Origin of the sequence: Pleomorphomonas sp. JP5 (genome assembly GCF_023721815.1) — a bacterium.
Taxonomy (GTDB): domain Bacteria; phylum Pseudomonadota; class Alphaproteobacteria; order Rhizobiales; family Pleomorphomonadaceae; genus Pleomorphomonas.
Genome location: NZ_JAMDLI010000022.1, coordinates 235,016 through 260,270 on the forward strand (window position 1 = coordinate 235,016; position 25,255 = coordinate 260,270).

At 62.1% G+C, this 25,255-nt stretch carries 17 protein-coding genes, 1 tRNA gene and 1 pseudogene; 15 read left to right on the forward strand and 4 right to left on the reverse strand.

Features of this window, described 5'->3' with window-relative positions:
* Positions 1–123 precede the first annotated feature (123 nt).
* The 4 genes from M4J40_RS20495 to M4J40_RS20510 all read left to right on the forward strand — a co-directional run bounded on the left by M4J40_RS20495 (position 124) and on the right by M4J40_RS20510 (position 5,546).
* On the forward strand, positions 124–1,725 hold the full coding sequence (locus M4J40_RS20495; protein ID WP_251756271.1) for a peptide ABC transporter substrate-binding protein: 1,602 nt from the start codon (positions 124–126) through the stop codon (positions 1,723–1,725).
* Between the two features lie 177 nt (positions 1,726–1,902).
* Complete coding sequence (gene oppB, locus M4J40_RS20500) at positions 1,903–2,826, forward strand: oligopeptide ABC transporter permease OppB (RefSeq protein WP_251756272.1); 924 nt, start codon at positions 1,903–1,905, stop codon at positions 2,824–2,826.
* A gap of 1 nt (position 2,827) precedes the next feature.
* Positions 2,828–3,952, forward strand: a complete 1,125-nt coding sequence (locus M4J40_RS20505) for an ABC transporter permease subunit (RefSeq protein ID WP_405030780.1) — start codon at positions 2,828–2,830, stop codon at positions 3,950–3,952.
* Between the two features lies 1 nt (position 3,953).
* The gene (locus M4J40_RS20510) at positions 3,954–5,546 is read left to right on the forward strand and encodes an ABC transporter ATP-binding protein (RefSeq protein ID WP_251756274.1); all 1,593 of its coding nucleotides are present in this window, start codon (positions 3,954–3,956) and stop codon (positions 5,544–5,546) included.
* Between the two features lie 85 nt (positions 5,547–5,631).
* Here M4J40_RS20510 and M4J40_RS20515 read toward each other — a convergent pair whose 3' ends face one another.
* Entirely contained in the window at positions 5,632–7,242 is a 1,611-nt protein-coding gene (locus M4J40_RS20515; RefSeq protein WP_251756275.1) for a peptide chain release factor 3, read from the reverse strand.
* 60 nt (positions 7,243–7,302) lie between these two features.
* A complete protein-coding gene (locus tag M4J40_RS20520) occupies positions 7,303–7,710 on the reverse strand; it encodes a hypothetical protein (RefSeq protein WP_251756276.1) in 408 nt (135 codons plus the stop codon).
* A 392-nt stretch (positions 7,711–8,102) separates the two neighbouring features.
* Between M4J40_RS20520 and M4J40_RS20525 the strand changes: the two genes are divergently transcribed.
* The 11 genes and pseudogenes from M4J40_RS20525 to M4J40_RS20570 all read left to right on the forward strand — a co-directional run bounded on the left by M4J40_RS20525 (position 8,103) and on the right by M4J40_RS20570 (position 21,465).
* Positions 8,103–8,176: transfer RNA gene (locus M4J40_RS20525), tRNA-Gln, on the forward strand.
* A 68-nt stretch (positions 8,177–8,244) separates the two neighbouring features.
* A pseudogene (locus M4J40_RS22650) lies at positions 8,245–8,415 on the forward strand (DUF6538 domain-containing protein); the annotation flags it as partial.
* Positions 8,416–8,430: 15 nt separating this feature from the next.
* On the forward strand, positions 8,431–9,972 hold the full coding sequence (locus tag M4J40_RS20530; RefSeq protein ID WP_251756277.1) for a site-specific integrase: 1,542 nt from the start codon (positions 8,431–8,433) through the stop codon (positions 9,970–9,972).
* 578 nt (positions 9,973–10,550) lie between these two features.
* Positions 10,551–11,216 carry a M50 family metallopeptidase gene (locus tag M4J40_RS20535; protein ID WP_251756278.1) on the forward strand — a complete coding sequence of 222 codons (666 nt, stop codon included), beginning with the start codon at positions 10,551–10,553 and terminating at the stop codon, positions 11,214–11,216.
* Positions 11,217–11,674: 458 nt separating this feature from the next.
* Positions 11,675–12,403, forward strand: coding sequence for a hypothetical protein (locus M4J40_RS20540; protein WP_251756279.1), 729 nt, complete (start codon positions 11,675–11,677; stop codon positions 12,401–12,403).
* Positions 12,404–12,580: 177 nt separating this feature from the next.
* The gene (locus tag M4J40_RS20545) at positions 12,581–12,943 is read left to right on the forward strand and encodes a hypothetical protein (protein WP_251756280.1); all 363 of its coding nucleotides are present in this window, start codon (positions 12,581–12,583) and stop codon (positions 12,941–12,943) included.
* On the forward strand, positions 12,936–14,003 hold the full coding sequence (locus M4J40_RS20550; RefSeq protein ID WP_251756281.1) for a hypothetical protein: 1,068 nt from the start codon (positions 12,936–12,938) through the stop codon (positions 14,001–14,003). Before M4J40_RS20545 ends, M4J40_RS20550 begins: the two co-directional genes overlap by 8 nt.
* A 548-nt stretch (positions 14,004–14,551) precedes the next feature.
* The gene (locus M4J40_RS20555) at positions 14,552–15,175 is read left to right on the forward strand and encodes a recombinase family protein (protein ID WP_251756617.1); all 624 of its coding nucleotides are present in this window, start codon (positions 14,552–14,554) and stop codon (positions 15,173–15,175) included.
* A 284-nt stretch (positions 15,176–15,459) separates the two neighbouring features.
* Positions 15,460–17,013, forward strand: a complete 1,554-nt coding sequence (locus M4J40_RS20560; protein ID WP_251756282.1) for a class I SAM-dependent DNA methyltransferase — start codon at positions 15,460–15,462, stop codon at positions 17,011–17,013.
* Complete coding sequence (locus tag M4J40_RS20565; RefSeq protein WP_251756283.1) at positions 17,010–18,254, forward strand: restriction endonuclease subunit S; 1,245 nt, start codon at positions 17,010–17,012, stop codon at positions 18,252–18,254. Before M4J40_RS20560 ends, M4J40_RS20565 begins: the two co-directional genes overlap by 4 nt.
* A gap of 4 nt (positions 18,255–18,258) precedes the next feature.
* On the forward strand, positions 18,259–21,465 hold the full coding sequence (locus tag M4J40_RS20570; protein WP_251756284.1) for a type I restriction endonuclease subunit R: 3,207 nt from the start codon (positions 18,259–18,261) through the stop codon (positions 21,463–21,465).
* A gap of 398 nt (positions 21,466–21,863) precedes the next feature.
* Here M4J40_RS20570 and M4J40_RS22580 read toward each other — a convergent pair whose 3' ends face one another.
* Together M4J40_RS22580 and M4J40_RS20580 are read right to left on the reverse strand one after the other, a co-directional pair.
* Positions 21,864–24,329, reverse strand: coding sequence for an ATP-binding protein (locus M4J40_RS22580; RefSeq protein WP_251756285.1), 2,466 nt, complete (start codon positions 24,327–24,329; stop codon positions 21,864–21,866).
* Positions 24,326–25,072 (reverse strand): response regulator, encoded by a 747-nt coding sequence (locus M4J40_RS20580; protein WP_251756286.1) that lies wholly within the window; start codon positions 25,070–25,072, stop codon positions 24,326–24,328. Before M4J40_RS20580 ends, M4J40_RS22580 begins: the two co-directional genes overlap by 4 nt.
* Between the last annotated feature and the right edge of the window lie 183 nt (positions 25,073–25,255).

Sequence of the window (25,255 nt, forward strand, 5' to 3'; positions counted from 1 at the left end):
CGGCGCCAGGCAGCAAGAAGGGCGCTTTGGACCACTGGAAAACAAACCAAAGAAAAACAGTTCTTTCGGCGATCGGCGGTCTCTCGTCCGGTCGCCGCGACTTTAGGCAGGAGGCTCGAAAGAATGAACACCCCCCGTGTATTTCGTGCATTGTCGGCGACGCTGATCGCCGGCTCGATGCTGGCGGTTCTGGCGACGCCATCGCTCGCCGAGGTCGTCATTCGCCGCGGTAATGGCGGCGAACCGCAGACGCTCGATCAGGCGCATATTTCGATCGACGTCGAGGGCTTTATCGTCCGCGACATGTTCGAGGGGCTCACCATCTACGATCCGCATGGCAAGGTCATTCCGGGCGTTGCCGAAAGCTGGACGCTGTCCGACGACGGAACGGTCTATACGTTCAAGCTGCGCGCGGACGCCAACTGGTCGGACGGAAAGCCGGTGACGGCCGATGACTTCGTGTTCGCCTACCGCCGGATGGAGGATCCGAAGGAGGCAGCCGAGTACGCCAACATTCTGTACCCGATCAAGAATGCCGAAGCGATCAATGGCGGCAAGGCGGCGGTCGACACGCTGGGCGTCAAGGCCATCGATACCAAGACGCTTGAGATCACGCTCGAACGTCCAACTCCCTATTTCATCGAGCTGCTCGCCCATTACGCAGCGCTGCCGGTTCCAAGCTGGACCATCGAGAAGTTCGGCGGTGAGTGGGTCAAGCCGGGCAACATCGTCTGCAACGGCGCCTTCTGCATGACGGAGAACGTGCCCAACGACCACATCACTGCCGTCAAGAACGACAAGTACTGGGACGCGGCCAACGTCAAGATCGACAAGATCATCTATAATCCGTCGGAAGACCAGGCGACAACGGAGCGTATGTTCGAGGCCGGCGAGCTTGATCTCGTCTACAACTTCCAGACCGACCAGATGAAGTTCCTGCAGGACAAGCTGGGCAAGGATCAGGTTCTGGCCTTCTCGGACCTTGCTTCCTACTACTACGTTTTCGATAGCCGCAAGCCGCCGTTCGACGATGCTCGGGTTCGTCAAGCCTTCTCCATGGCCGTCGATCGTGAGTTCCTCTCGGAGAAGATTTTCTCCAACACGCAGATGCCGGCCTATTCCTTCGTGCCGCCGGGCATTTCTGGCTATGAGTCGGCGACCGTCAGCTGGGCCGATCTCGACCAGCTCGACCGTGAGGACAAGGCCAAGGAACTGCTCAAGGAAGCCGGCTACGGCGAGGGCGGCAAGCCGCTCAAGGTCGACATTCGCTTCAACACCAACGACAACCACAAGAAGGTCGCGACCGCGATCGCCGACATGTGGAAGGCGATCGGCGCCGAGGTGACCATCCAGAACCTCGACGTGAAGTCGCACTATGCCTACCTTCAGGAAGGCGGCGCCTTCGACGTGGCGCGCGCCGGCTGGACCGCTGACTATGCCGATCCGGAGAACTTCCTGAACCTGCTGATCTCGACCAATACCAGCTTCAACTACGGTCATTGGAAGAACGAGAAGTTCGACGAGCTGATGAATGCCTCCTATGAGGAGCGCGATGCGGCGAAGCGGTTGCAGATCCTGCACGATGCCGAACGTATCGCCATGGACGAACAGGCCTTGGCGCCTCTGATGGTCCATGCGTCCACCTGGCTCGTCTCCAACAAGGTGCAGGGCTTTGCTCCCAACCCGTCCAACGAGCATCTGACCAAGTTCCTCTCCTTCAAGTAAGGATGTCGGCGGCGCGCCGTCCCTCTCCATGTCAGGAGAGGGACGGCGCCCGAACGTGGTGGTGCTTTCCCCTTGATGGGGAAGCGTCACCATTCGGGCTATCGGGCTGTCCGCTCGCGGATCATGCGCCGGTGCGTTGCTCTCGCCTTCCGTGACCAATCCAACGGGGACGGGTCCATGTTACGTTTTGTCCTGCGACGGCTGATGTCGGCCCTGCCGACCATCTTCATCGTCGTCACGCTTTCCTTCTTCCTGATGCGCGTCGCGCCGGGCGGTCCGTTCAACCTTGAACGTCCGCTTGAGCCGCAGGTTCTCGAGAGCCTCAAGCGCGCCTTCCTGCTCGACCGTCCGTTGATCGTGCAATACGGGCACTATCTGTGGAATCTCCTGCACGGCGACTTGGGTCCGAGCTTCATCTATCGCGACTTCACCGTGGCCCAGCTGATCGCCAACAGCCTGCCGTATTCGCTGACCCTCGGCGCCTGGGCGCTCATGGTCGCGGTGTTCGGCGGCATTGCCATCGGTTCCTACGCTGCGCTCAAGCAGAACTCGTTCGTCGACTATGCCGTCATGAGCATCGCGAGCTTCGGCATCACCGTCCCGAACTTCGTTCTCGCGCCGGTCCTGTCCTTCGTTTTCGCCGTGGTGCTCCACTGGCTGCCGGCCGGCGGCTGGGGAGATGGCGGCCCGGCCAACCTGTTGCTGCCGGTGATTTCGCTGGCGCTGCCGCAACTCGCCGTCTTCGCGCGCATCACCCGCGGCTCGATGATCGAGACGCTGAGGGCCGATCACATTCGTACCGCTCGCGCCTACGGCTTGCCGACACGCGTCGTGGTGATCGTTCACGCCATGCGCGCCGCCTTGGTTCCGGCCGTCAGTTACCTCGGTCCGGTGGCCGCCGCCGTTCTGACCGGCTCGGTGGTTGTCGAGACCGTTTTCGGGCTGCCCGGCGTTGGTCGCTATTTCGTCCTCGGCGCTCTCAACCGCGACTACACGCTGGTCATGGGCACCGTCGTGCTGATCTCGGTGTTCATCGTGGTGTTCAACCTTATCGTCGACATTCTCTATGCCGTTCTCGATCCGAGGGTCCGTTATGAGTGAGATGACGCAAGCCCTCAACGAGCCGACGGTGGCGGTGCAGGGCACCAGCCTGTGGGCGATGGCTCGCCACCGCTTCGTCCGCAACAAGGCGGCGATGGCCAGCCTCGTCGTGTTGATCGTGGTCGCGGTGTTCAGCTTCGGCGGGACCTGGGTGTATCCCCACAAGTATGACCAGATTTTCTCATCCTATGTGGCGGTGCCGCCGTCGCTCGATCCCTACCCACTCGAAGACACGCTGCACCAGGTGATGCAGACGGCCGTCGAGCGGGCGCGCCTCAGGCTGGACTCCTTCAATGCCGAAGGCACCAGCTACACGGCGCGCATCAGTTCCGACAAGCCGGTCGATCCGCGAGCAACACGCTATCTCGACCGTCCCGACGAGTTCGACGGCGCCGAGATCGTCTCGACCCTGGATGACGGCAAGACCGTCGAGGTCAAGGGCAAGATCAACGGGCAGTATTTCCCGTTCGGCACCGACCGCAACGGCCGCGATCTGCTCCCGCGCATCATGGTCGGCGGGCAGGTGTCGATCACCGTCGGCCTGCTTGCCACCTTCGTGTCGCTGATCATCGGCGTCACCTACGGCGCCGTGTCGGGCTATGTCGGTGGCCGCGTCGACAACGTGATGATGCGCTTCGTCGAGATCCTCTACTCGCTGCCGTTCATGTTCTTCGTGATCATGCTCGTCGTGTTTTTCGGCCGTCATTTCGTGCTGATCTTCGCGGCGATCGGCGCCATCGAGTGGCTGGACATGGCCCGCATCGTGCGCGGGCAGACGCTGACGCTGAAGCGTCGGGAGTTCGTCGAGGCGGCGCATGCCATGGGGCTTTCCAACTGGCAGATCATCCGCCGGCACGTCATCCCCAACACCATCGGCCCCGTCGTGGTGTTCGTCACGGTGCTGGTGCCGAAGGTCATCCTGCTCGAGAGCTTCCTGTCGTTCCTGGGGCTTGGCGTACAGGAGCCCATGACCTCCTGGGGATCGCTGATCGCCGAGGGGACCACCGGCATGCAGTACGTGCCGTGGCTCTTGATCTATCCGGCCTCCTTCTTCGTGGTGACGCTGTTCGCCCTCAACTTCATCGGCGACGGTCTGCGCGACGCCCTTGATCCGAAGGACCGCTGACATGGCCGATACGCTTCTCGATATTCGCGGCCTCAACGTCCGCTTTTCGACGCCGACCGGCGACGTCCACGCGGTGAAAGGCATCGATCTCACGGTCGCCAAGGGCGAAACGCTGGCCATCGTCGGCGAAAGCGGCTCGGGCAAGAGCCAGACCATGATGGCCCTCATGGGGCTGTTGGCGTCCAACGGCCGGGTCGAAGGATCGGCCAAGTTCCAAGGGGAAGAGATGATCGGCCTGCCGCTCGGCAAGCTGAATCGTATCCGTGGTGCAAAGATCACCATGATCTTCCAGGAGCCGATGACCTCGCTCGATCCGCTCTACAGGATCGGCAAGCAGCTCGCCGAGCCGATGATGCGCCACCGAGGGCTTTCGGCCAAGGCGGCGCGTGCCAGGGCGATCGAGCTCTTGGAACTCGTCAAGATCCCCGATCCGGAGCGGCGCGTCGACAGCTATCCGTACGAGATGTCCGGTGGCCAGCGCCAGCGCGTCATGATCGCCATGGCGCTCGCCAACGATCCGGAGCTGCTGATCGCCGACGAACCGACGACGGCGCTCGACGTGACGATCCAGGCGCAGATCCTGGAGCTTCTCGCCGAGCTCAAGCAGCGGATCGGTCTCGCCATCGTATTCATCAGCCACGACCTTGCCATCGTCCGCCGCTTCTCCGACCGCGTGGCGGTGATGCGGACGGGAGAGGTCGTGGAAACCGGCGCGGTGGCGGATATCTTCGCCAACCCGCAGCATCCCTACACCCAGATGCTGCTGGCCGCCGAGCCGACGGGCCGCAAGGCCCCGCCGGCCGACAACGCGCCGGTGCTGCTCGAGGGCAGGGACGTCGACGTCCGCTTCTCGATGGGCGGCGGCTTCATGGGCGGCAAGAAGCTCGACATCCACGCCGTCGATCACGTCGACATCCGCCTCAGGGAAGGCCAGACGATCGGCATCGTCGGCGAGAGCGGCTCGGGCAAGTCGACGCTGGGGCGGGCGCTCTTGCGCCTCAACCATGGCACGGGCGCCATCCGCTTTGGCGCTGACGACATTTCCGAGGCGAGTCGCCAGGAGATGCGCCGACACCGCCGGCAGATGCAGCTCGTCTTCCAGGATCCGTTCGGGTCGCTCAGCCCGCGCATGACGGCCGGGCAGATCGTGACCGAGGGGCTGCTGGTCCATGAGCCGCAGCTCACCAAGAAGGACCGCGATCTCCGCGCCATCAAGGCGTTCATGGAGGTTGGCCTCGACCCGGCGACGCGCAACCGCTATCCGCACGAGTTCTCGGGTGGACAGCGCCAGCGCATCGCCATCGCGCGGGCCATCATCCTGAAGCCGCAGGTGGTGGTGCTGGACGAGCCGACGTCCGCCCTCGACCGCTCGGTGCAGAAGCAGATCGTCGAGCTGCTGCGCGACCTGCAGGCCAAGCATGGCCTCAGCTATCTGTTCATCAGCCACGACCTCGCGGTCGTCCGGGCGCTTTCGGACTACATCGTCGTGATGAAGAGCGGAAAGATCGTCGAGGAAGGGTCGACCGACCAGATCTTCGACGCGCCGCGCGAGACCTATACGCGAGAGCTGATGGCCGCCGCCTTCGGCAAGTGATGGCCGCCAAGGGGCATGGAATAGCAAAGGCCGGGCAGTGCGCCCGGCCTTTTGCGTCATATCGGGAAGAACGGATCGCGGTAGCTCAGCCTTCCATCGACCGCGCCTGCGTTTCCTTGATGTCGGTGAAGCGGATCTTGGGCCACTTCTCCTTGATGTAGTTGAAGGCATAGCCGGAGGTGGCGAGGAGGACAGGGTCGCCGTCGACGTCCTCGGCCATGGCCGAACGGTTGCCGTTCTGAAAGTCGGTCACGTCCTGCCGGTCGCCGGCCAGCCAGCGGGCCATGTTGTACTGGCTGACTTCGAAGCCGACCTCTAGGCCGTATTCCTGGTCGAGGCGGCCCTGCAGCACGTCGAGCTGCAGCGCGCCGACGAAGCCGACCAGGGTCGGCGAGCCGTCGACAGGCCGGAACACCTGCACGACGCCTTCCTCGGCGAGCTCCTGCAAGGCCTGCTTCAGCTTCTTGGCCTTCATGGCGTCTTCCAGCCGGACGCGGCGGAGGATTTCCGGCGCGAAACTCGGAACGCCGACGAAGGTGAGGTTCTCGCCCTCGGTCAGGGTGTCGCCGATCCTGAGTGTCCCGTGGTTGGGAATGCCGACCACGTCGCCCGCCCAGGCCTCATCGGCGATCTGGCGGTCCTGGGCGAAGAAGAACTGCGGGGCGGTGAGGCCGATGGTCTTCTGAGTCCGAACGTGCTTGACCTTCATGCCGCGATTGAGCTTGCCCGAGCACAGGCGCACGAAAGCGATGCGGTCGCGATGGTTGGGGTCCATGTTCGCCTGGATCTTGAAGACGAAGGCGCTCATCTTCGGCTCGTCCGCCTTGACGACACGGCTCGATGCCGCCTGGTCGCGCGGGGAGGGGGCATAGGCTGCAAGGCCGTCCAGAATGTCCTTGATGCCGAAATTGCGCAGCGCCGAGCCCCAGAACACCGGGGTCAGATGCCCCTCGCGGAACGACTGGAGATCGAAGGGGTTGGTGCCCTCGGCGGCCAGATCGATGCCTTCCCTGAGGTCGGTCAGATAGCGCCGCTCCAAAAGCTCATCCAGCTTTTCGTCGCCGATCTCGTCGCTGTGGTCGTCGCTCTTCTCGTTCATCAGGCGGGTCTGGCGGCGTTTCAGGTCGTAGGTGCCGATGAAGTCCTTGCCCGAGCCGACCGGCCATGTGATGGGCGCCGTGTCCAGGGCCAGCGTCTTCTCGATCTCGTCCAGCGTTTCGAACGGGTCGCGCGCCTCGCGGTCGAGCTTGTTGACGAAGGTGACGATCGGGATATCGCGCATGCGGCAGACTTCGAACAGCTTGCGCGTGCGATCCTCGATGCCCTTGGCGGCGTCGATCACCATGATGGCGCTGTCGACGGCCGTCAGCGTGCGATAGGTGTCTTCGGAGAAGTCTTCGTGGCCGGGTGTATCGAGCAGGTTGAAGACGTTGCCGCCGTATTCGAAGGTCATCACCGAAGTGACGACGGAGATGCCGCGATCGCGCTCGATCTTCATCCAGTCGGAGCGGGTGCGGCGGTTTTCGCCGCGAGCGCGAACCTGGCCCGCCATCTGGATGGCGCCGCCGAACAGCAGCAGCTTTTCCGTCAGCGTCGTCTTGCCGGCGTCCGGGTGGGAGATGATAGCGAAGGTGCGCCGCCGCTCGATCTCGCGGTGAAGCCGCGCTTCGGCGGGGGAAGATTCAAGGCTGCTCATCTCATGGTTCTCGCGGCGGTCCCGGAAAGGCCGCCAAACCACAACGCGGCGGACCGTTTGTCAACCGTTTCGGGCGATTTCTTCGCCATCTTCCGACACGCGAGGTTTACCGAGGGCGGTTTTGAGAAAAGCGTGGATGTCCGCCGTGTCGAGCAGCGCCTCGACGTCCTTGCGGGCACAATCGCCGACCTTGTCCAGGAGCAGATCGCGCGCCGTGTCGACGCGCCAGACGAGGTCGCGGAGCGCCATGGTGGCCGTGCGGCTGGCTGAGGTCCAATCGGTCGCCTCGCCCACCAGGGCGCGGGCGACGCTGACGATCGCCGAATCGCGCGTGAGTCGGCAGCCCTCGCTTCCCGACGCATCGACGCCAGCCAGCACGAGCTGCATCAGGCGCAGCAGTGCTCCACTGTCATCGGTCGTTCCCGGCTCTTCCGGCGGGAGATCATGGGCAAAACTCGTCCACGGCATCGGAGTGCGGCGTAGTCCATCATCGGCGACTGAGGTGCGTCGCTTTCGTTGTTCTGGGGCGGTGTGCCCTGGGGCATCCGTCATCTTGGCGCGATCGCGTAACCAACATATTGGCACGGAAAGCCCGGCTGCGGCAGGCCGCAGCGCGCCTTTTGGCGACGGTTTTCTTAATATACCCTAAATACCCTCGTCATTTGTGACGTGCGTAATAAAGGCAGCGTTCCTCAAGTGCCGCTCGCCGTCGCGTCCGTTGGCCCGACTTCAAGCCTCACACGCGAGGATCGACCGGAACCTTTGCCGGCGCTTGACAGGGGGATTTCGACCGGGTATCAGAACGCCGCAGCCGACGAAGCGCCGCTTCGCCGCCGCCTCCGAAACCGTCGGGGTCCCGCTGGGGGATAATTTAACGGTAGAATGACGGACTCTGACTCCGTTCGTCTTGGTTCGAATCCAGGTCCCCCAGCCAATCTTCCTCACTAAAGCATTGATTTTAAAAGCGTTTTTCGCTCGCCAAACTCAGATGGATTGGCTGAGATGGCGCTTGCGCTCCCACAATGCTCCCACATCACCCGCAAACGCGGCGTCTACTATTTCCGCCGACGGCTGCCACATCCTTCGCGGGGGGAGGTTGCCTTGTCGCTTCGGACGCGCCAATACCGAGAGGCCGAGTACCTCTCGGAAGCTCTCACGAATCGATGGAATCAGGTGATAGGGGAGGCGATGCTCGATCAGGCTAGGCTCTCGGAAATTCTCCGGCGGGAACTCGACCGGCTGCTGCATGAAGGACGCGAGCGGATCGTCGAGACGCCTTATGGAAAGCCGGTTTTTGTTGGTGGCTTCGCGGGTAGTGAGCGAGAGGCGCTGAATGCGGACCTGGACGCCATGGATCGGGACATCAAGCAGATGTCCAGCGACTTGGCGCGCCGTGATCTTCGTGGTCCCGAGACCGTCATCCGCAAAATCATGGCGGACAATGCCGTTCCCGAAGAGGAGTTCCAGCGCTTCGGCCTCGCATGGTTCAGGGTTTACATTGAATCTTTGAAGAGGCGCCGCTCTTGGCTGGAGAATGGTCCGTTCGATCTGGATGACATCCTATCCACCTCGGCGCCTTCTCCGATGGCTACAACCCCCGCGACACAATCGACGCGACCTACGAGCGCATCGGTGGAGCCCTCAACCCCCAATCTCTCTATGGTTCTGCCTGGGTTTGTGGACCTAATGGTCTCGACCGGCGAGTGGACTGGACAGACCGAGAAGCAGAATACAGCGACCTATCGCATGTTCATGGCGGTCTGCGGCGATCGCCCCATCACAACCTACTCACGGAAGGACTGCGCGACGTTTTTCGACGTGCTGAGGGGGCTCCCATCGCTCTACTCCAAGAAGCCGGAGTGGGCGAAGCTTTCGCTGCCCGAGATCGCGCAGCAAACGAAGGGTATGGACGTTGAGCGCCTCGCGATGAAGACGATCAAGCGTCATTTCGCCGCTCTTGGCCGTCTTTTCGATCATCTGCGGAAACGTGGCGAGATCACTGGCGAGAATCCTGCGCACGGCTTTGATTTTCCAGTCGGTAAGGCCAGGGCGAATGAAGGGCGCCAGATGTGGGAAGGGGACAAGCTGAAGGCTTTGTTCTTGTCGCCTGTTTGGACTGGCTGCGCTTCGGAGGGCCGGCGGTCGACCCCTGGCGATGTCATTATTCGTGACGAGAAGTTCTGGCTGCCGCTGTTGGGCCTATATCATGGGAACCGACTGGAGGAGTTCGCCCAGCTGCTTCGGTCCGATTTGCGTCAAGAAGATGGAATCTGGTTTCTCGATATCAACGACGAGCAGGACAAGCAGGTAAAGAATGCTCAGTCCAGACGGCGTGTGCCGTTGCATCCCCGCCTAGAGGCGATGGGGTTCATCCAATACGTCGATCAGATTGCCAGGGCGCCGGGCGATCGCGTCTTTCCCCAGTTGAAGCCTGGCGGACCGGACAGGAAGCTCGGCTATTATTTCTCCAAGTGGTTCTCGCGGTATCGCCAGTCGGTGGGGGTCTACGAGGAAGGACTCGATTATCATTCCTTCCGGCATGGGGTTACGACCAAGCTCTTTGGAGCGGGGGTCGATAAAGTTGTCGTCGATGCTTTGACCGGTCACGAAGGGCAGGGCATAAGCGAAAAGGTCTACCTGAAAAGGCTTCCGTTGGCGCGGCTTTACGAGGCGGTCTGCAAGGTTGAGTGGCCGGAGCTGGATGACCTTATACGAAACCGTACACCGTAGCGTCCTGAGGGCCTCAGCCACGCCCTGCCGCGCCTAGGCCGTTGTCACACTGAAACCCGTGTCGAACATACGCGGCTCTTCTGGGTAACTGGCGGGGCCGTTCTTCGTTAAGTCCAGCCCCGCATAACACGGTATGCGGGCCGGCCAGAACCTCGCAGGCAGCGATGCGAGCTGTCGCCTGTAAAGGGCGCCCCCCGACTTGGGCCAGCGTGGCGGAGGGGGATTACCACCCCCTTATGCAGGAGGGGGCGGACCGATGCGGCTCTCGTTCGATTACCACCCCCTTATGCAGTAAGTGGCGGCCTAGCTGAGGCGAGCCTTTCGCGAACGTCATTCGCACAGAGGTCTGCGCCGGACTGGCAAGGCTTCAGACAATTACCCCTCCCTTTTGAAGGACGAGGCTGGCTCGAGGGGCTTGTCCTTATCGTCGTGCCTCGCAGCCTGAGCCGAGGCCAGCGGAGCGACGATCGGCGATTACCCCTCCCTTATGCAGGAGGAGGCTTCGCATCAAAGGCGAGAGTCCGGCTGCCATCCCAGCCAGCCCGGCAACATCATATATCAATGTGGAACGAGCAACGATGAACAACGAAGTTCAAGCATCTGCGTACTCTCAAGAAGCGACCGCGTATCACGAAGCAGCACACGCTGTGATGGCCTTCCTGAAAGGCTGTTACATCCACAGAGTCGAAGTGTTTGAGCGACCAAGCCAGGGAATGCTCGGCATATGCGTCCATTCTCGTGCAAAGTACTGGCACGACAGCGTTTGGATTGCTCTTGCAGGCCCCGTGATGGACAGCATTCGGAACTCATGGACGCTTGACCAGGCCGTTCAGTGCGGAGGGGCGGATGACTACTATAAGGTTTGGCAGGAGTACGAGAGATTGCTGGCTCCAAGGCCCAAGCCCGAGATTCGCGAATGGATTCCGGAGAGCCCGGATGAGCGCAGCGAAATCGTACACTGGTATCTAGAGGGGTGGAGACCCGACGATGTACATGGGCAATTGAAACGCAAGCTGACCCTCTATGTAAAAGAGTACGCCCGGACGTGGGAATATATCAAAGAACTGATTATCGGGGATGTTGAGTTCGTAAAGCGAGAAATAACAGAAAATCTGGTCTTTGTAGGACTCATCAACGCGGTCGCTAGTGAACTGATAAAACGCCGCAAGCTACGTCATAACGACATTATTTCTATTTGTGAAAGGCTTGCAAAACTGGAGGAGGGACGGTCCGCTTCGGAATGAATTCAGGCAGTGCTTGCATGGCCTGCTATGGACGGTGTCAAACACAGCTCTTCGAGCATTCACTTTAGGGTCTATTAAGCGCATCGAACTCGATGCCCGACAACCGGGAAGCGCGCCAGACCCGAAAACTAGACGCGGCTGAAACGCCCGCTGCCTATTTCGTCCTTTGACTACATCAACCTAGCCAAACCCATTGCTTCAGCATTGGGCTGAAACAGCGCTGCCTCAGAGGCCAGCGTTGGCAAACCTCACGAGTATACGAATGCAACAAGTAAAACGCTCATCAGGTTGTTGTCGAGCATGGAGGGCCATTCAAGCTGTGCCGGTGTTGCCGCGACTTGGTTCCCTGCTGTCGAAACTTTTCCAGGAAGCCCATCGTTCCGGGCTGCGGGGCTCCGACCGAACGAACACTTGCTCGGTGATGCAACAGCGGATGAGCTCATAATCGAGCAACTGGCATGGAGTATCAAACCACTTACCTAGATCGGCGAACCGGCGACTTAGTGACCGAGAGCATCGGAGACTGGATCACAGTAACCGAGTTCGGACGAAGGAAGGGCCTTGGCCCGAGGACGGTGCGTCACCTGCTGCACCACGCTGGTATCCTTCAACCCGAGGGGAAACATGGTCGCTTCCGACTTTCGTTCCCGATGGTGGAACGGGGCGTTGGCAAGCGCATCGACAGACCCAAATCTGGGTATCCCTTTGACGTCCTTGCCCCAGAGACAGTGCGCATCCTGGATGAAGTCTGGGATGAGATGGTTGCCGATTACGAAGCCAGCGTTGGTCAGTCTGCGTTGGTCAAGACCGCGAAAGCCGCCCTTGCCCGATTTGAAGACCATCGGATTACTCATCCCCTGTCTTCAGCTGCCCGCGTCTGGTGGGTCCGCGATCACTTCCAGAGTCTGACGCACGCTCAAATCGGGGAAGTGGTCGGAGTACAGCAGCCCATCGTCTCGAAGCATTTGCGCCAACGGGACGACCAGAGAAAGGAGAAGAAAAAAGCTCAAGCCTCAAGCCGCATCGCGGTAACAGGCTTCTCGCTTGCGAGCGGAGCTAGCCTGTCGACAGATGCAACCATTACCCACGATCATTCCCGATGGAATGTACCACGCGAGCCCTCGGATGGTTCGCCCCCGTCATTCGCACGGTCTTTCATGACACCCCACCATCGGGAGTGCGTTTGATTTCTACCGATGCTCGGTCTCCTCAGGCCCATCGGTAACCTCTCGCCTCGTCGCGGCTTTTCAAACAGACCGGCTCTCAGCCCTCTGACCACTTGTTGGTTCGAGCGGTCGAGGCCGGTCTTTTTGCATTCAGCGACGGGCATGCACTCAACAGCGACAGAGTGAGAAACACCCCAAATGCACGGAACTACTGATAACCCGCACCGCATCGTCGTGCGGCCCCTGAAGGGCTTTGCCTGCGGCATGTGGTACTGGGTCGAATACGACCATCTCCCCCTCATCGCCCGGACCAGAAATCCCGAACACGACGCCTGTCGAGCGCTGGTCTCCAAGGGGCATAGCGGTCGCCTGGAGACATGGAACGGCGTTCGCCCCTATCCGCTCCTAATCATCAGCGACATCGAGAAGGCTGCCTTGTTCACGGTCGCCGAGAATGCCTCGCATGGCCCGAAGGTGGTCCGATACCGCCCCATCCCAACCTCACGCTTTTGCGACGCTGACCTGCCTACCTGGAACGAAGAGGACCACGCCAATGTCTGAGACCGAGTTCAACGAAGCGATGATGCCGCGTGCCAAGGTTCTCGCCACGGCCGTCGACCTGTGGAAGCAGTGCAACGAGGGCAAGCCCGCCCGGAGTGAAGAGACGCTTCCTCTCCGCGAGATCGTCGCTCGACCCGATCTGTTCCAGGTTCGCGGCACGACGGACGCCAAGCATGTGGCCGACCTTGCCGATATCATCCGTGGCACCGAGGGTGACCTTGACCCTCTGCTGCTCATCGAGCTGGGTGAGGAGGCGGTGGTCGTCAACGGCCATCATCGCGTGGCAGCCTATCAGGCTGTCTACGGTGACACCGACCCAGCCCGGCCGGTTCCGGTGCGGTGGTTCGTTGGTAATCCCGTACAGGCGCTAACCAAGGCCACCGGCGAGAACTCCAAGACCTGTCTTGTGATGACGCGGGAACAGCGGAAGGATGCTGCTACCCGTCTCGCCGGAATGGTAGGCACGGCCTTGAGCAAGGCCGAACTGTCCAGAGTGACCGGCCTATCGACAACCACCATTGCCGAGATCAGGGCCGGCCTGAAGAAGGTGCAGGCGCTGGCTGCGGGTGACGGTCTGCTCCGGGATGAAGCGCGAGACGCTCTCAACTCCCTGAAGTGGTCCGACATCCAGGCGTGCGTCGACCTGTCCGCAGGTGCAGCCGAACAGGATGAGGACACGGAGGCCGAGGGTGTACGTTTCCGTACAGGCGAGCCGATCGAGGTGAAGTCGGAGGCGGTGAGCGCGGAGCCAACGGATGAGACGGTCGTCGAGGAGGCAAGCTCTCCCAAGGAGATCGGTCATCCCGAGCCCGTGGCGCCCGAGCAGGACACCGTCCAGAAGTTCGCCGCGCTACTGGTGAAGGACGGGACCGAGACTGTCAGGCAGCTCCTTGCATTCCTCGGGAATGACTCCTCGCCGTTGGCACGGGCAATCTTCGATCAGATGCAGCCCATCACCTTCCTGCGCGCTGCCGGCTATACGGTTCGTCCACAGACGGCAGACTGCCTTAGCCGGATGCCTCGCAGCGGTGAGGGCTACACGCACGACGCCGACTTCTGACATCCGGAAGCGGGTATCGTTTCCTTTTGATGCGGTGGTGGGGTTTTGTGCCCCTCGCGATCAGGTAGCCACAATGGCTTTCAGATCGACGCCAGGGGCCTACTCTCCCATCACCGCATCAAGGAAACGCGTGCCGTAACAGACAGCATGTGCCGAGGCCGAAAGACCCGAATGTCGGGGGCAAAAACCTGAGAGGGCATTTGATAAAAGGGAAGGGGCGACTTCCCCCCCCCCGGTGCCCCATCGGCTTCGTTTGTCAGCCGGTAAACAGCCTCTCAGACCACACCATGGCACCACACCCAGCGACGACGACGCCTTCACCGAGTTCATGGCAACCGTGGAAGACTAAGGAATGAACGCCTTCCGTGAGGGTGGCTCGAACGTCGTCCCGTTCCCGACCAAGCACTGATCAACCAGCGGAAAAGGCCGGTTCGTTTTCGGTGTACCTCATGAGAACTGGCCTTGAGCCGGTCTCATAAATACCGGTTGACAACTCAAAGCGAACCGGAGATAAGCGAACCATTCTAATCGAACTGATGACGCCTACCATGCACATCCGCGCCTATCTCAGAGCCTCCACCAAGGAACAGGACGCAACCCGAGCCAAGGACCAACTTGGGGCCTTCGCTGCCGAGCGTAACCTAACGATTGCTGCCAGCTACATCGAGAACGAGAGCGGAGCCGCCTTGAAGCGTCCCGAGCTATTCCGGCTGTTGGCTGACTGCCTTCCGGGTGACGTGCTCTTGGTCGAGCAGGTTGACCGCCTTAGCCGTCTCAATGCCGAGGACTGGGACAGGCTCAAGACTGAGATCAGGGCGAAGAAGGTGAAGGTGGTGGCTCTCGACCTCCCAACATCATGGATGATGATGGCGGTGGACAAGGAGAGCATTCAGGCCCGCATCTTCGAGGCCATCAACGACATGATGCTCGATGTCCTCGCGGCGGTTGCCCGGAAGGACTACGAGGACCGCAGACGGCGGCAGGCTCAGGGCATCGAGAAGGCGAAGGCCGAAGGGCTCTACAGGGGCAGGCCTGAGGACACCGAACGTAACGCGGCCATCATCGGCATGCTCAAGGCGGGTATGTCGTGGAGCGCCATTGTTGCCGCGACGGGCTGCTCCCGGTCGACACTCGCTAGGTTGAACAAGCGGGCCGGTGGAGGGGTAGAGTGAAGCAGGCCCCAACGGCGGGCACATGTTTTCAATAGGTCAGTATCGCTGGCGCACATGGATCGCCTGTTTGCCTCGGGGCGATAATGGCTTTTCGAGCTGGGATTTCATTGTTTCCGTGACCAAGGGGGAACCTCGCAACCTCCAACGGGAGGTCCAAACGTTCCACCGAACGGCCTCCCGAGATGCCGCAGTCGAAACTGCAAATCCTCGACTATGCAACCAGCGAGGAACCGCCTAAGTTGCCAATGGCTTAAGTTTTTTCACGACGCACAGCAGTTTGAAGCATGGTCTCCGAATTCTCTGAAATCACCGACACTTTGTGGAGCTCCGCCGAGAAGCTTCGCGCCAATTCCGGGGTTCGCCCCGCTGATTATGCACGTCCGGTCATGGGCCTCCTGTTCCTGCGTCACGCCGAGGAGCGCTTCGCCGAGGTGGAGGCCCGGATATCGCCGAAGGCGGGTTCGCGTGTGCGCCCCGGCCCCGAGACCTACAAGGCGGAAGGTGCGATCTTCCTGCCGCCGGAGGCCCGCTTCTCGTTCCTCTTGGCGCTTCCCGAAGGGTCGAACCTCGGGCGGGCGCTCACCACCGCCATGAAGGAGATCGAGGAGCGGAACCCCGAGCTCGCCGACGTGCTGCCCAAGACCTACCAGTCGATCCCTGACGACGTCCTGGTCGAGCTGTTGCGGGTGCTGAAGCCCCTGAAGATCAACGGTGACGCCTTCGGCCACGTCTACGAGTATTTCATGGGGGCCTTCGCCAAGCAGACGATGCAGAAGGGCGGCGAGTTCTACACGCCCTCGTCGATCGTCCGCCTCATCGTCGAAATCCTGGAGCCCTTCCAGGGACGCATCCTCGATCCGGCCTGCGGCTCCGGCGGCATGTTCGTCCACTCCGCCGACTTCGTGAAGCGCCACCAGAAGGCGCCGGAGAAAGAGCTCTCGATCTATGGCGTCGAGCGCACCCGCGAGACCTGGCGTCTCGCCCAGATGAATCTGGCGGTCCATGGTCTCTCGGCAAAAATCCTCGACGCCGACAGCTATCGCGATCCGGTCTTCGAGGAGGTGATGGCGGAGGCAAAGGGCTTCGACTTTGTCATGGCCAACCCGCCCTTCAATGTGAAGGAGCTCGACAAGTCCAAGCTCTTCGACGAGGCGGGTCGCTTCCCCTTCGGCGTGCCGACCGCCGACAACGCCAACTATCTCTGGATTCAGCTGTTCTGGTCGCGCCTCAACGACAACGGCCGCGCCGGCTTCGTCATGGCCAACTCCGCCGCCGATGCACGGGGCAAGGAACAGGAGATTCGCCGCAAGCTGATCGAAAGTGGCAGCGTCGACGTCATCGTCTCGGTCGGGCCGAACTTCTTCCTCACCGTGACGCTGCCCTGCACCCTGTGGTTCTTCGACAAGGGCAAAACGAAAGGGAAGCGGGCGGACGAGGTACTCTTCCTCGATGCCCGCCACCTCTCCCGCCAAGTCGACCGCGCCCACCGCGACTTCGGCGACGACCAGATCGAGGCCCTGGCCAACATCGTGCGGATGTGGCGCGGCGAGACGCCCGAACTCTTCGCCGGTTCGACCGACTGGCTGAAGGAGCGCTTCCCCGGTTTCGCCTATGCCGATGTCCCCGGTCTCTGCCGGTCGGCCACCCGCGCCGAGATCGCAGCGCAGGGCTGGTCGCTCAACCCCGGTCGCTACGTCGGCGTGGCGCCGGGTGAGACGGACGACGAGGACTTCCGCGACAGGCTGGAGCTGCTGCACGAGGAACTGGAGGCGCTCAACGTCGAGGCCGGCCGCTTGCAGGCGGTCATCGCCCAGAACCTCGGCGAGGTGCTGGGATGACGAAACGTTTGACGCTCTTGGACGTGTGTGAGTTCATCGTCGACTGCGAGCACAAGACGGCCCCGCTCGCAGAGAGTGGATATCCGTCGATTCGAACGCCCAATGTGGGTCGGGGGCGCCTCATTCTTGATGGTGCCAATCGCGTTGACGAGGATATCTACAAGAAGTGGACTAAACGAGCGGTCCCAAAAGCAGGTGATATCATTATCGCTCGCGAAGCGCCGGTCGGAAATGTGGCTCTAATCACGCCGGGCCAGAATGTGTGCCTCGGACAGAGAACGGTACTTGTTCGACCGAATGCCAAAAAAGTCGATAATGCATATCTCTGCTATTTTTTGCTCGGTGATTTTGCGCAAAATGCATTCAGGGCGGCATCTATCGGATGTACAGTCCCGCACCTCAATATGGCGGACATCAGAAATCTGATGCTCCCTGCGTTACCCAAGTTGTCTGTGCAGACAAAGACTGCGGGCATCCTCTCCGCCTACGACGACCTGATCGAAGTGAACCAGCGGCGCATTGCGATCCTGGAGGAGATGGCGCGGCGGCTCTTCGACGAATGGTTCGTCCGCTTCCGCTATCCCGGCCACGAGCACGTCAAGATTGTTGATGGTTTACCCGAGGGATGGGAGCGACGACCGCTGGGCGAGGTCGCAGAGGTCCGGCTTGGCAAGATGCTGGACGCGAAGAAAAATCGGGGCGAACTTCGTCCCTATCTTGCAAATGTGAACGTCCGATGGGGCGCGTTCGACCTGACAGACCTTCGCGAGATGCGGGTCGAGGAGAATGAGCTCGCGAAGTATGGTCTCTCTTTCGGAGACATCGTCATGTGCGAGGGCGGTGAGCCGGGGCGGTGCGCTCTCTGGAAGGCACAGGTTCCTGAAATGACGATCCAGAAGGCGCTGCATCGAATTCGCGCCTTGGACTGCATTGACCCTCTATTTCTGTATCATCAGCTCTACAACATGGCGAAGACCAGACAGTTGGAAGGCCTCTTCACCGGCGCAACAATCAAGCACCTCCCCAGGGAGAAGCTGATACAGGTCATGATCGTCGTTCCGCCGCCAAAGCTGATACGCGAGTTTGCGGCCCTAGCGGCCCCTCTTGAGACCCAGATAGGAACCTTGGGCGACGCCGTCTCGCGGGCAGCCCAAGCTCGCGATCTCATCCTTCCAAAGCTGATCTCCGGGGAAATCGAAGTCGGCCGGGGCGAAGAGGCCCTCTCCCGAGCTGCGGAGTAGGCCGATGACCGCGAAGCCCGAGGACGTCCTCTATGGTCTGCCGCCCGGCACCCGTGCGACGCTCTCGGGGTTCTCCGAGGATTCGCTGGTCGAGAAGCCGGCGATCGAGCTGTTCGAAGAGCTCGGCTGGCGTCACGTCGATCTCTACGAGGAGACCTTCGGTGCCGATGGTTCGCCCTGGCGCGAGAACCGTCGCGACGCCTTCCTGACCAAGCCGCTCAGGGCCGCGCTCGCCCGCCTCAATCCCGGCCTGCCGTCCGACGCCCTCGACCTCGCCTTCGACATCTTCACCCGCGACCGCGCCGCCATGGTGCCGATCGCCGCCAACCGCGAGGTGCTGGAGTTCCTCCGGGACGGGATCGACGTCGAGTTCAGCGAAGACGGCGGCATGGTGCGGGAGCGCGTCCGTGTCATCGATTGGCGCGACCTCTCGGTGAACGACTTCACGCTTGTCTCGCAAGTCTGGATGACGGGCGAGCTCCACACCCGCCGCGCCGATCTCGTCGGCTTCGTCAACGGGGTGCCCCTGCTCTTCGTCGAGCTGAAGGCCGGCCACCGCCGCGTCGACGATGCCTATCGCGACAACATCCGCGACTACCGCGACACCATCCCCCAGCTCTTCCGCCCCAACGGCTTCGTGCTGGTCTCCAACGGCCTCGATACGCGCATCGGCGCCTCGGTCCATGCTCCTTGGGACACTTACAAGGAATGGAAGCGCATCGACGACGAAACCGAGCCGGGCTGCGTCTCGCTGGAAACGGCCATCCGCGCCGCCGCTACGCCGGAACGCCTTGCCGACCTCGTCGAGAACTTTCTGATCTTCGAGGCGACCAAGGACGGTCTCGTCAAGAAGATCGCGCAGAACCACCAGTTCCTTGGCGTCAACAAGGCGGTGGCGGCGGTCGGTCGGCTCGGCGAGAACCGGGGCAAGCTCGGCGTCTTCTGGCATACGCAGGGGTCGGGCAAGAGCCTGTCGATGCTCACCTTTGCCCGCAAGGTGCTCCGCACCATGCCCGGCGCCTGGACCTTCGTCATCGTCACCGACCGCGAGGAGCTCGACAAGCAGATATCCGAGACCTTCGCCGCCTGCGGTGCCGTCACCAAGGGCCTAGATGAGGTGCGGGCTGGCTCGAAAGAGCACCTGAAGGCACTTCTACGCGGCAACGAGCGCTTCGTCTTCACGCTGATCAACAAGTTCGGCACCGCCAAGGGCGAGACCTTCCCGGTTCTCTCCGAGCGGTCCGACATCATCGTCATCGCCGACGAGGCCCATCGCTCACAATACGACACCCTCGCCGCCAACATGCGCCGGGCTCTGCCCAACGCCGCCTTCATTGGCTTCACCGGGACCCCCCTGATGGCCGGGGAGGAGAAGACCCGCGACGTCTTCGGCGACTATGTCTCGACCTACACTTATCAGCAGTCGACCGAGGACGGGGCGACGGTGCCCCTCTATTACGAGAACCGCATCCCCGAGTTGGAGTTCGCCAACGAGAGCTTCTCCGAGGAGCTCGAAGCGGTGATCGAGGAGGCCGATCTCGACGAGGACCAGGAGCGCGAGCTCGAACGTCGGCTCGGGACGCAATACCACCTCATCACTCGCAACGACCGGCTCGACCGCATCGCCGAGGATATCGTCCGCCACTTCGTCGGTCGCGGCTATCGCGGCAAGGCGATGTTCGTGGCGATCGACAAGGCGACCGCTCTGCGGATGCACGACAAGGTGCGCCGGGCCTGGGATGCGGAGATCGCCCACCGAGAAGCCGCGCTCGCCACCGCGCCAGAGGATCAACGGCCGGGGCTCGCCGCCGTCATCGCCTTCATGCGCGAAACCGACATGGCCGTCATCGTTAGCCAAGGCCAGAACGAGATCGCCGACATGGAAGCGAAGGGGCTCGACATCCGTCCGCATCGCAAGCGCATGAACGACGGGGAACTCGACGAGCACTTCAAGAAGCCCGACGACCCGCTCCGTCTGGTCTTCGTCTGCGCCATGTGGATCACCGGGTTCGACGTACCGACCTGCTCGACGATCTACCTCGACAAGCCGATGAAGAACCACACGTTGATGCAGACCATCGCCCGCGCCAATCGCAACGCGCCGGGCAAAAAGGCGGGACTCATCGTCGACTACGTCGGTGTCTTTCGCAATCTCCAGCGGGCCTTGGCGATCTATGCGGTCGGAGGCACCACCACCCGGCGGCCGATCGAGGACAAGGGGGCTCTGGTCGAGGAACTCGCCACCGCCGTTGCCGAGGCCTTGGCCTTCTGCCGTGCCCATGGCGTGGAGCCCGAGTCCATCCTGGAGGTGACCGGCTTCGAGCGGCTCCGTCGGCTCGGCGATGCGGTGGAGGGGTTGAACGGCACCGACCCCGAACGGCGGGCCTTTTTGGCGCTGGCGTCGAATGTCTGGTCGACCTTCAAAGCGGTTCTCCCCGATGCTCGCGCCGAGCCTTGGCGGCGAATCTCTGCTGCGATCGAGGTGATTGCCGAGCGCATCCGAGCCCTCACCGAGCGACCCGATATCTCGGAAGTCGCCGGCCGCATCGAGGCCCTGCTCGACGATTCGATCGCGGGCGTGGAGATCACGGCGCCGATTCGCCTGGACGGCGACATCGAGGGGCTGTTCGACCTCTCTCGGCTCGACGTCGAGCGTCTTCGCGCGATGTTCGAAACAGGTAATCGCCAGCGCACCGAGACCCAACGCCTTCGCCGCGCCGTCGAGGCTCGGCTCGAAGAGATGGCGGCTCGCAATCCCACCCGACGCAGCCTCGTCGAACGCTTCGAGGCGCTGGTGGACCAGTACAACGCGGGGAGCCTCACGGCCGAAGCCCTCTTTGCCCAACTCCTCACCCTGATCGGCGATCTCGACACCGAGGACCACCGCGCCATTCGCGAAGGGCTTTCGGAAGAGGAACTCGCCATCTTCGACATCCTCACCCAACCGGAGCCGAAGCTAGGACCGGAAGACGAGGACCTCGTGAAGCGGGTGGCGAAATCGCTCCTGGACAAACTGAAAGCCGAGAAACTGATTCTCGACTGGCGTCTCAAGGAGAGAGCTAAAGCGGCCGTGAAGGCGACCATTGCCACGATCTACGACGAGGGGCTGCCGCCAGCCTACGACCAAGGCATCTTCGACGACAAGGTAGAGCGTACCTATCAATGGGTCTTTGAGAAGTACCCGGCCGAGCAGCCTGGGTGGATGAACTGAGACAGCAAGCGTTTCCCAACGCAGGTAATGCTGTCGAGCGTATCCCATCTCGTTAGTTGCACACCGCTTACGCCTCCCACGAGCCCTCTGGCAGCTTCACGACGACGACGGACTCCCCGATTTGTACCGTGGTCTGCACTTCGAGGTTCGCGTAGCGGTGGCACTTCAGGATATCCGACCAATACCGATCAGGAACGGGGTTTTCGGTTGTTGACCTTTAGTCAAGACGCTCCCACAATGCTCCCACATGAACCCGAGGCAGACGAGAAACGCCAAGGAATCAGAGCGTTAGTGAGCAGGCGGGGCGTATCCAGGTCCCCCAGCCAATCTTCTTTTCCGATAGATATCATAGCCTTGGACACCTCAGTGGCTCGTCGGGGATTGGGCTGATCGGTGTGTCAGCTCAGCAGTTTCTCGAGCCTTAGTGGTTTGTCGGACAGCTTGAGTCTGTTTCCGTATCGGTTACCCAGCGGAGATGTCGCGGGCAAGTGGCCTGAGACCACGAAGACGACGGTGGCGGGGTCACGGGCGAGCGCCCGTTCGGCAATCTCCCAGCCCGCCGGTTCGTTGCCGAGATGCAGGTCTGTGATTACCGCGTCAAACGGCTGTTCGTTTGCCAGGGAATCGAGGGCCATGGTTGCGGTCGTGCAGAGCGTCACCGTGGCACCGGCCCCAGACAACAACTCCGACGCTTGCACCGCGTCGGCCGGGTTGTCTTCCACCAGCAGTATTCTATGCCAGGGCAGGGACGGCGCGGGCAGGACGGGTGTCTTTTTGCTGCGTGGCAGGATGAGTCGGACGGTGGTGCCGACCCCTTGCTGTGATTCGATCTGAACATCGCCGTTGGACTGCCGGATGAAGCCGTAGACCATGGCCAGACCCAACCCGGTTCCCTTGCCGTCGGCTCTGGCGCTGAAGAACGGCTCCATGGCGTGGGCGAGGGTGTTCGGCGCCATGCCGAGGCCCGTGTCCTCAATCGTGAGGATGGCGTGCCCGTCATCGGATGGTGCGAGGGCGATGGCGATGCGCCCACTGTCGGGAATGGCCTGGGCGGCGTTGAGGCAGATGTTGATGATGGCGCTTTCCAGCTGTCCGGCGTCGACGCGAACGAAGAGCTCTTCGGCGGCGGGCTGGACGTTCAAGGTGATATTGTCCCGCAATGTCAGGTAGATCAGGTCGGTCAGGCCCTCGACGAGTTCGTTGAGCTCGACCAGTTCGGGTTCGAGATGCTGACGACGAGCGAAGGCGAGCAGCCGTTGGGTGAGCGACGTGCCGAGTTCGACGGCGCTGGCCATCGACTGGCGCAGCTCCCGGCTGCGCTCGGGCGAAGCGGCTTCCAGCATGTGCACGCTGCTGGAAATGGTGGAGAGAATGTTGCCGAAGTCGTGCGCCACCTCGCCGGAGATCTTGGCGAGTCCCTCGATGCGCTGGATCTGCAGCATGCGATCCTGAAACTGCCGGCGCTCCGTGGCGTCGGAGAAGAGCACTACCGCGCCGCCGTCCGGCAGGGACCGATCGCGGCGCTCGATGGTGCGACCATCTGTGTCGGTCAGTTCGGCGTAGTCGGACGCGGTCGTGGTGGAGCGCCAGCCATTGGCCTCGAGCAGGTGGTCGAGGTTGACCGGTCCCGCAAGGCTTGATGGTGGCACCCCCAGGACGTCCGCCAGGCGGTCGTTGGTGGCGGTGATGCCGCCTCCGGGAGCTAGCACGGCGACGCCGTCGGACATGCCGAGCACCATGGTTTCCCAAAGGGCCGTCTGGCGGATTCGCTGGCGATGGGCTCGGTCGAGCCGTATCGCGTTGGCGCGAAACACCCGAAAGGCACGGAGCAGCTTTCCGATCTCGTCGCCCTTGCCATAACTGCGCGGCAGCGAACTGGCGCGATCACCGGCTGCAAGCCGCATCATGCCGTCGGCAATGGCCGAGAGGTTGGCGGTGACGTAGCGTGCAACGAACTGGGCCGTGAAGAGGGCGATGGCGGTGCTGATCAGCATGACGATCAGAATCGTGCTCTTGGCGACCGAAATCATGGTTGTCGTGCTGGTCAGTTCGCTGGCGATTTCCCTTTGCGCCGTGGCGGTGACGGTCGCCGCGTAGGAGCTGACGATTTCCGCGCCGATGCGAATGCGCACCAGGGCGTTGGCTGCCGCGATGCGATGGGCGAGTTCTCGCCGGCGGAGCTCGAAGAGCCCGTTGTCCCCTTGGGCGAACGCGACCAGTCTGTGGCGCGCCTCCCGGCCGCTCCCGGTGGCGACGGGCGATAGCCTCTGGGTGAGGCCGTGGAACTCGCGCTGAAATTCGCCAAGGCCGATCAGGTTCTCGGCCCGGCCGGCTCCGAGGAGCGTGGACGCGATACGCTGAAGGGTCAGCCACTCGCCACCCTCGTAGAGGGACTGGCCGACGGTTGCCGATCGAAGGGCAAGGCGACGCTCCTCGTGCGCCACTTCTGCGTTGAGACGGAGGATGCGGTCGAGCAGTGCGGAACGGGATTGGGTGGCCGCGAGAAGATCGAAAACGGCGCGGCGCATTTTCTTGAGATCGGCGGCGATCCCTGGCTGGAGATCGGAGCGGTTCTCGATGTTGGCGATCAGCGCGATGATGTGCTCGCCCTCCTGGTGGACGCGGAATGGGCTGTCGAGGGCCAGGAGGAACGGCATGCGCGTTGCGAGATCGGCCGCGTCGCTGGACAGGCGGAGCGCGTCGTCGACCTCCGTCAGCGTGCCGGTGTTCAGTGTCTTGAGGCGGCTCTGGCCACTCTCAAGCGTGATCCAGGCCACTGCGCCCGCAAAACAAGTCAGCAAGGCGAGGACGGCCAAGGCGGATTGCAAGCGGGTGCGGACCGACAGGCTGGCGAGCGCTTTCACGGTTCGCTCCGGGAGGTCGTCACGAAGATGTAGCCCTGGCCCCGGCGTGTCTGGAGATAGACCGGCTTGGACGGGACGGCTTCGATTTTGCGGCGCAGCCGTAGGATCAGGACGTCTATGGTTCGGTCGACATAGGTTGACAGGTCGCTGCCGAGCTCCTGGAGGAGTTCGACGCGCGGGATGATGCGATCTCGGTTCCGCACCAGATATTCCAGCAGCCGGTACTCGCCGTTGGTGAGTGGGATCTCGTCGCCGCCGGTCGCGATGAGTTCGCGCCGGGTCAGGTCGAGCGTCATGTCGCCGAAAGTTGCCATCTGGTGGCCGGAACGATCGGTGGCCGGCGCCTTCCATCCGGACCGCCGAAGCACCGCCCTCAGGCGGGCAAGGAGTTCGCGCGGGTTGAACGGCTTCATCAGATAATCGTCGGCGCCTGTCTCGAGCCCTTCGATGCGGTCGGTTTCTGTTCCCCAACCTGTCAGCATGACGATCGGGATACCGAGCCGGGCACGGATTTCCATCGCCAGTTCCAGCCCGGACTCGCCGGCGAGATTGAGATCGATCAGCGCGAGATCGAGTCTCGGTGGCGGGGCGAGTCGGCGGTAGGCATCGGCGCTGGGAAGCGGCAGCGTTGCAAAGCCGTTCTCGCCGAGCAGGGCGGTCATCGTGCTGCGCAGCTCGTCGTCGTCGTCGATGATCGCGATGGTGGCGCCATCGGCGGCCGGGAGTTCGTTTTCCTCTGTCATGGCCCATCAATCACCGATGTGCGGCGTCTCGGAAATTCGCCGTCAGTCGCGGTGCTCCGCTTTGAGGGGAGATTTCGCTGGCTTTGAAATATTGTTCATACAAAACCGGGCGATCGCGGTCATTCCTCGACCATTGGGGTCTGGTCTCGGAACCGGCCAGCGTGTCACGGTTTGCGAGCCCCG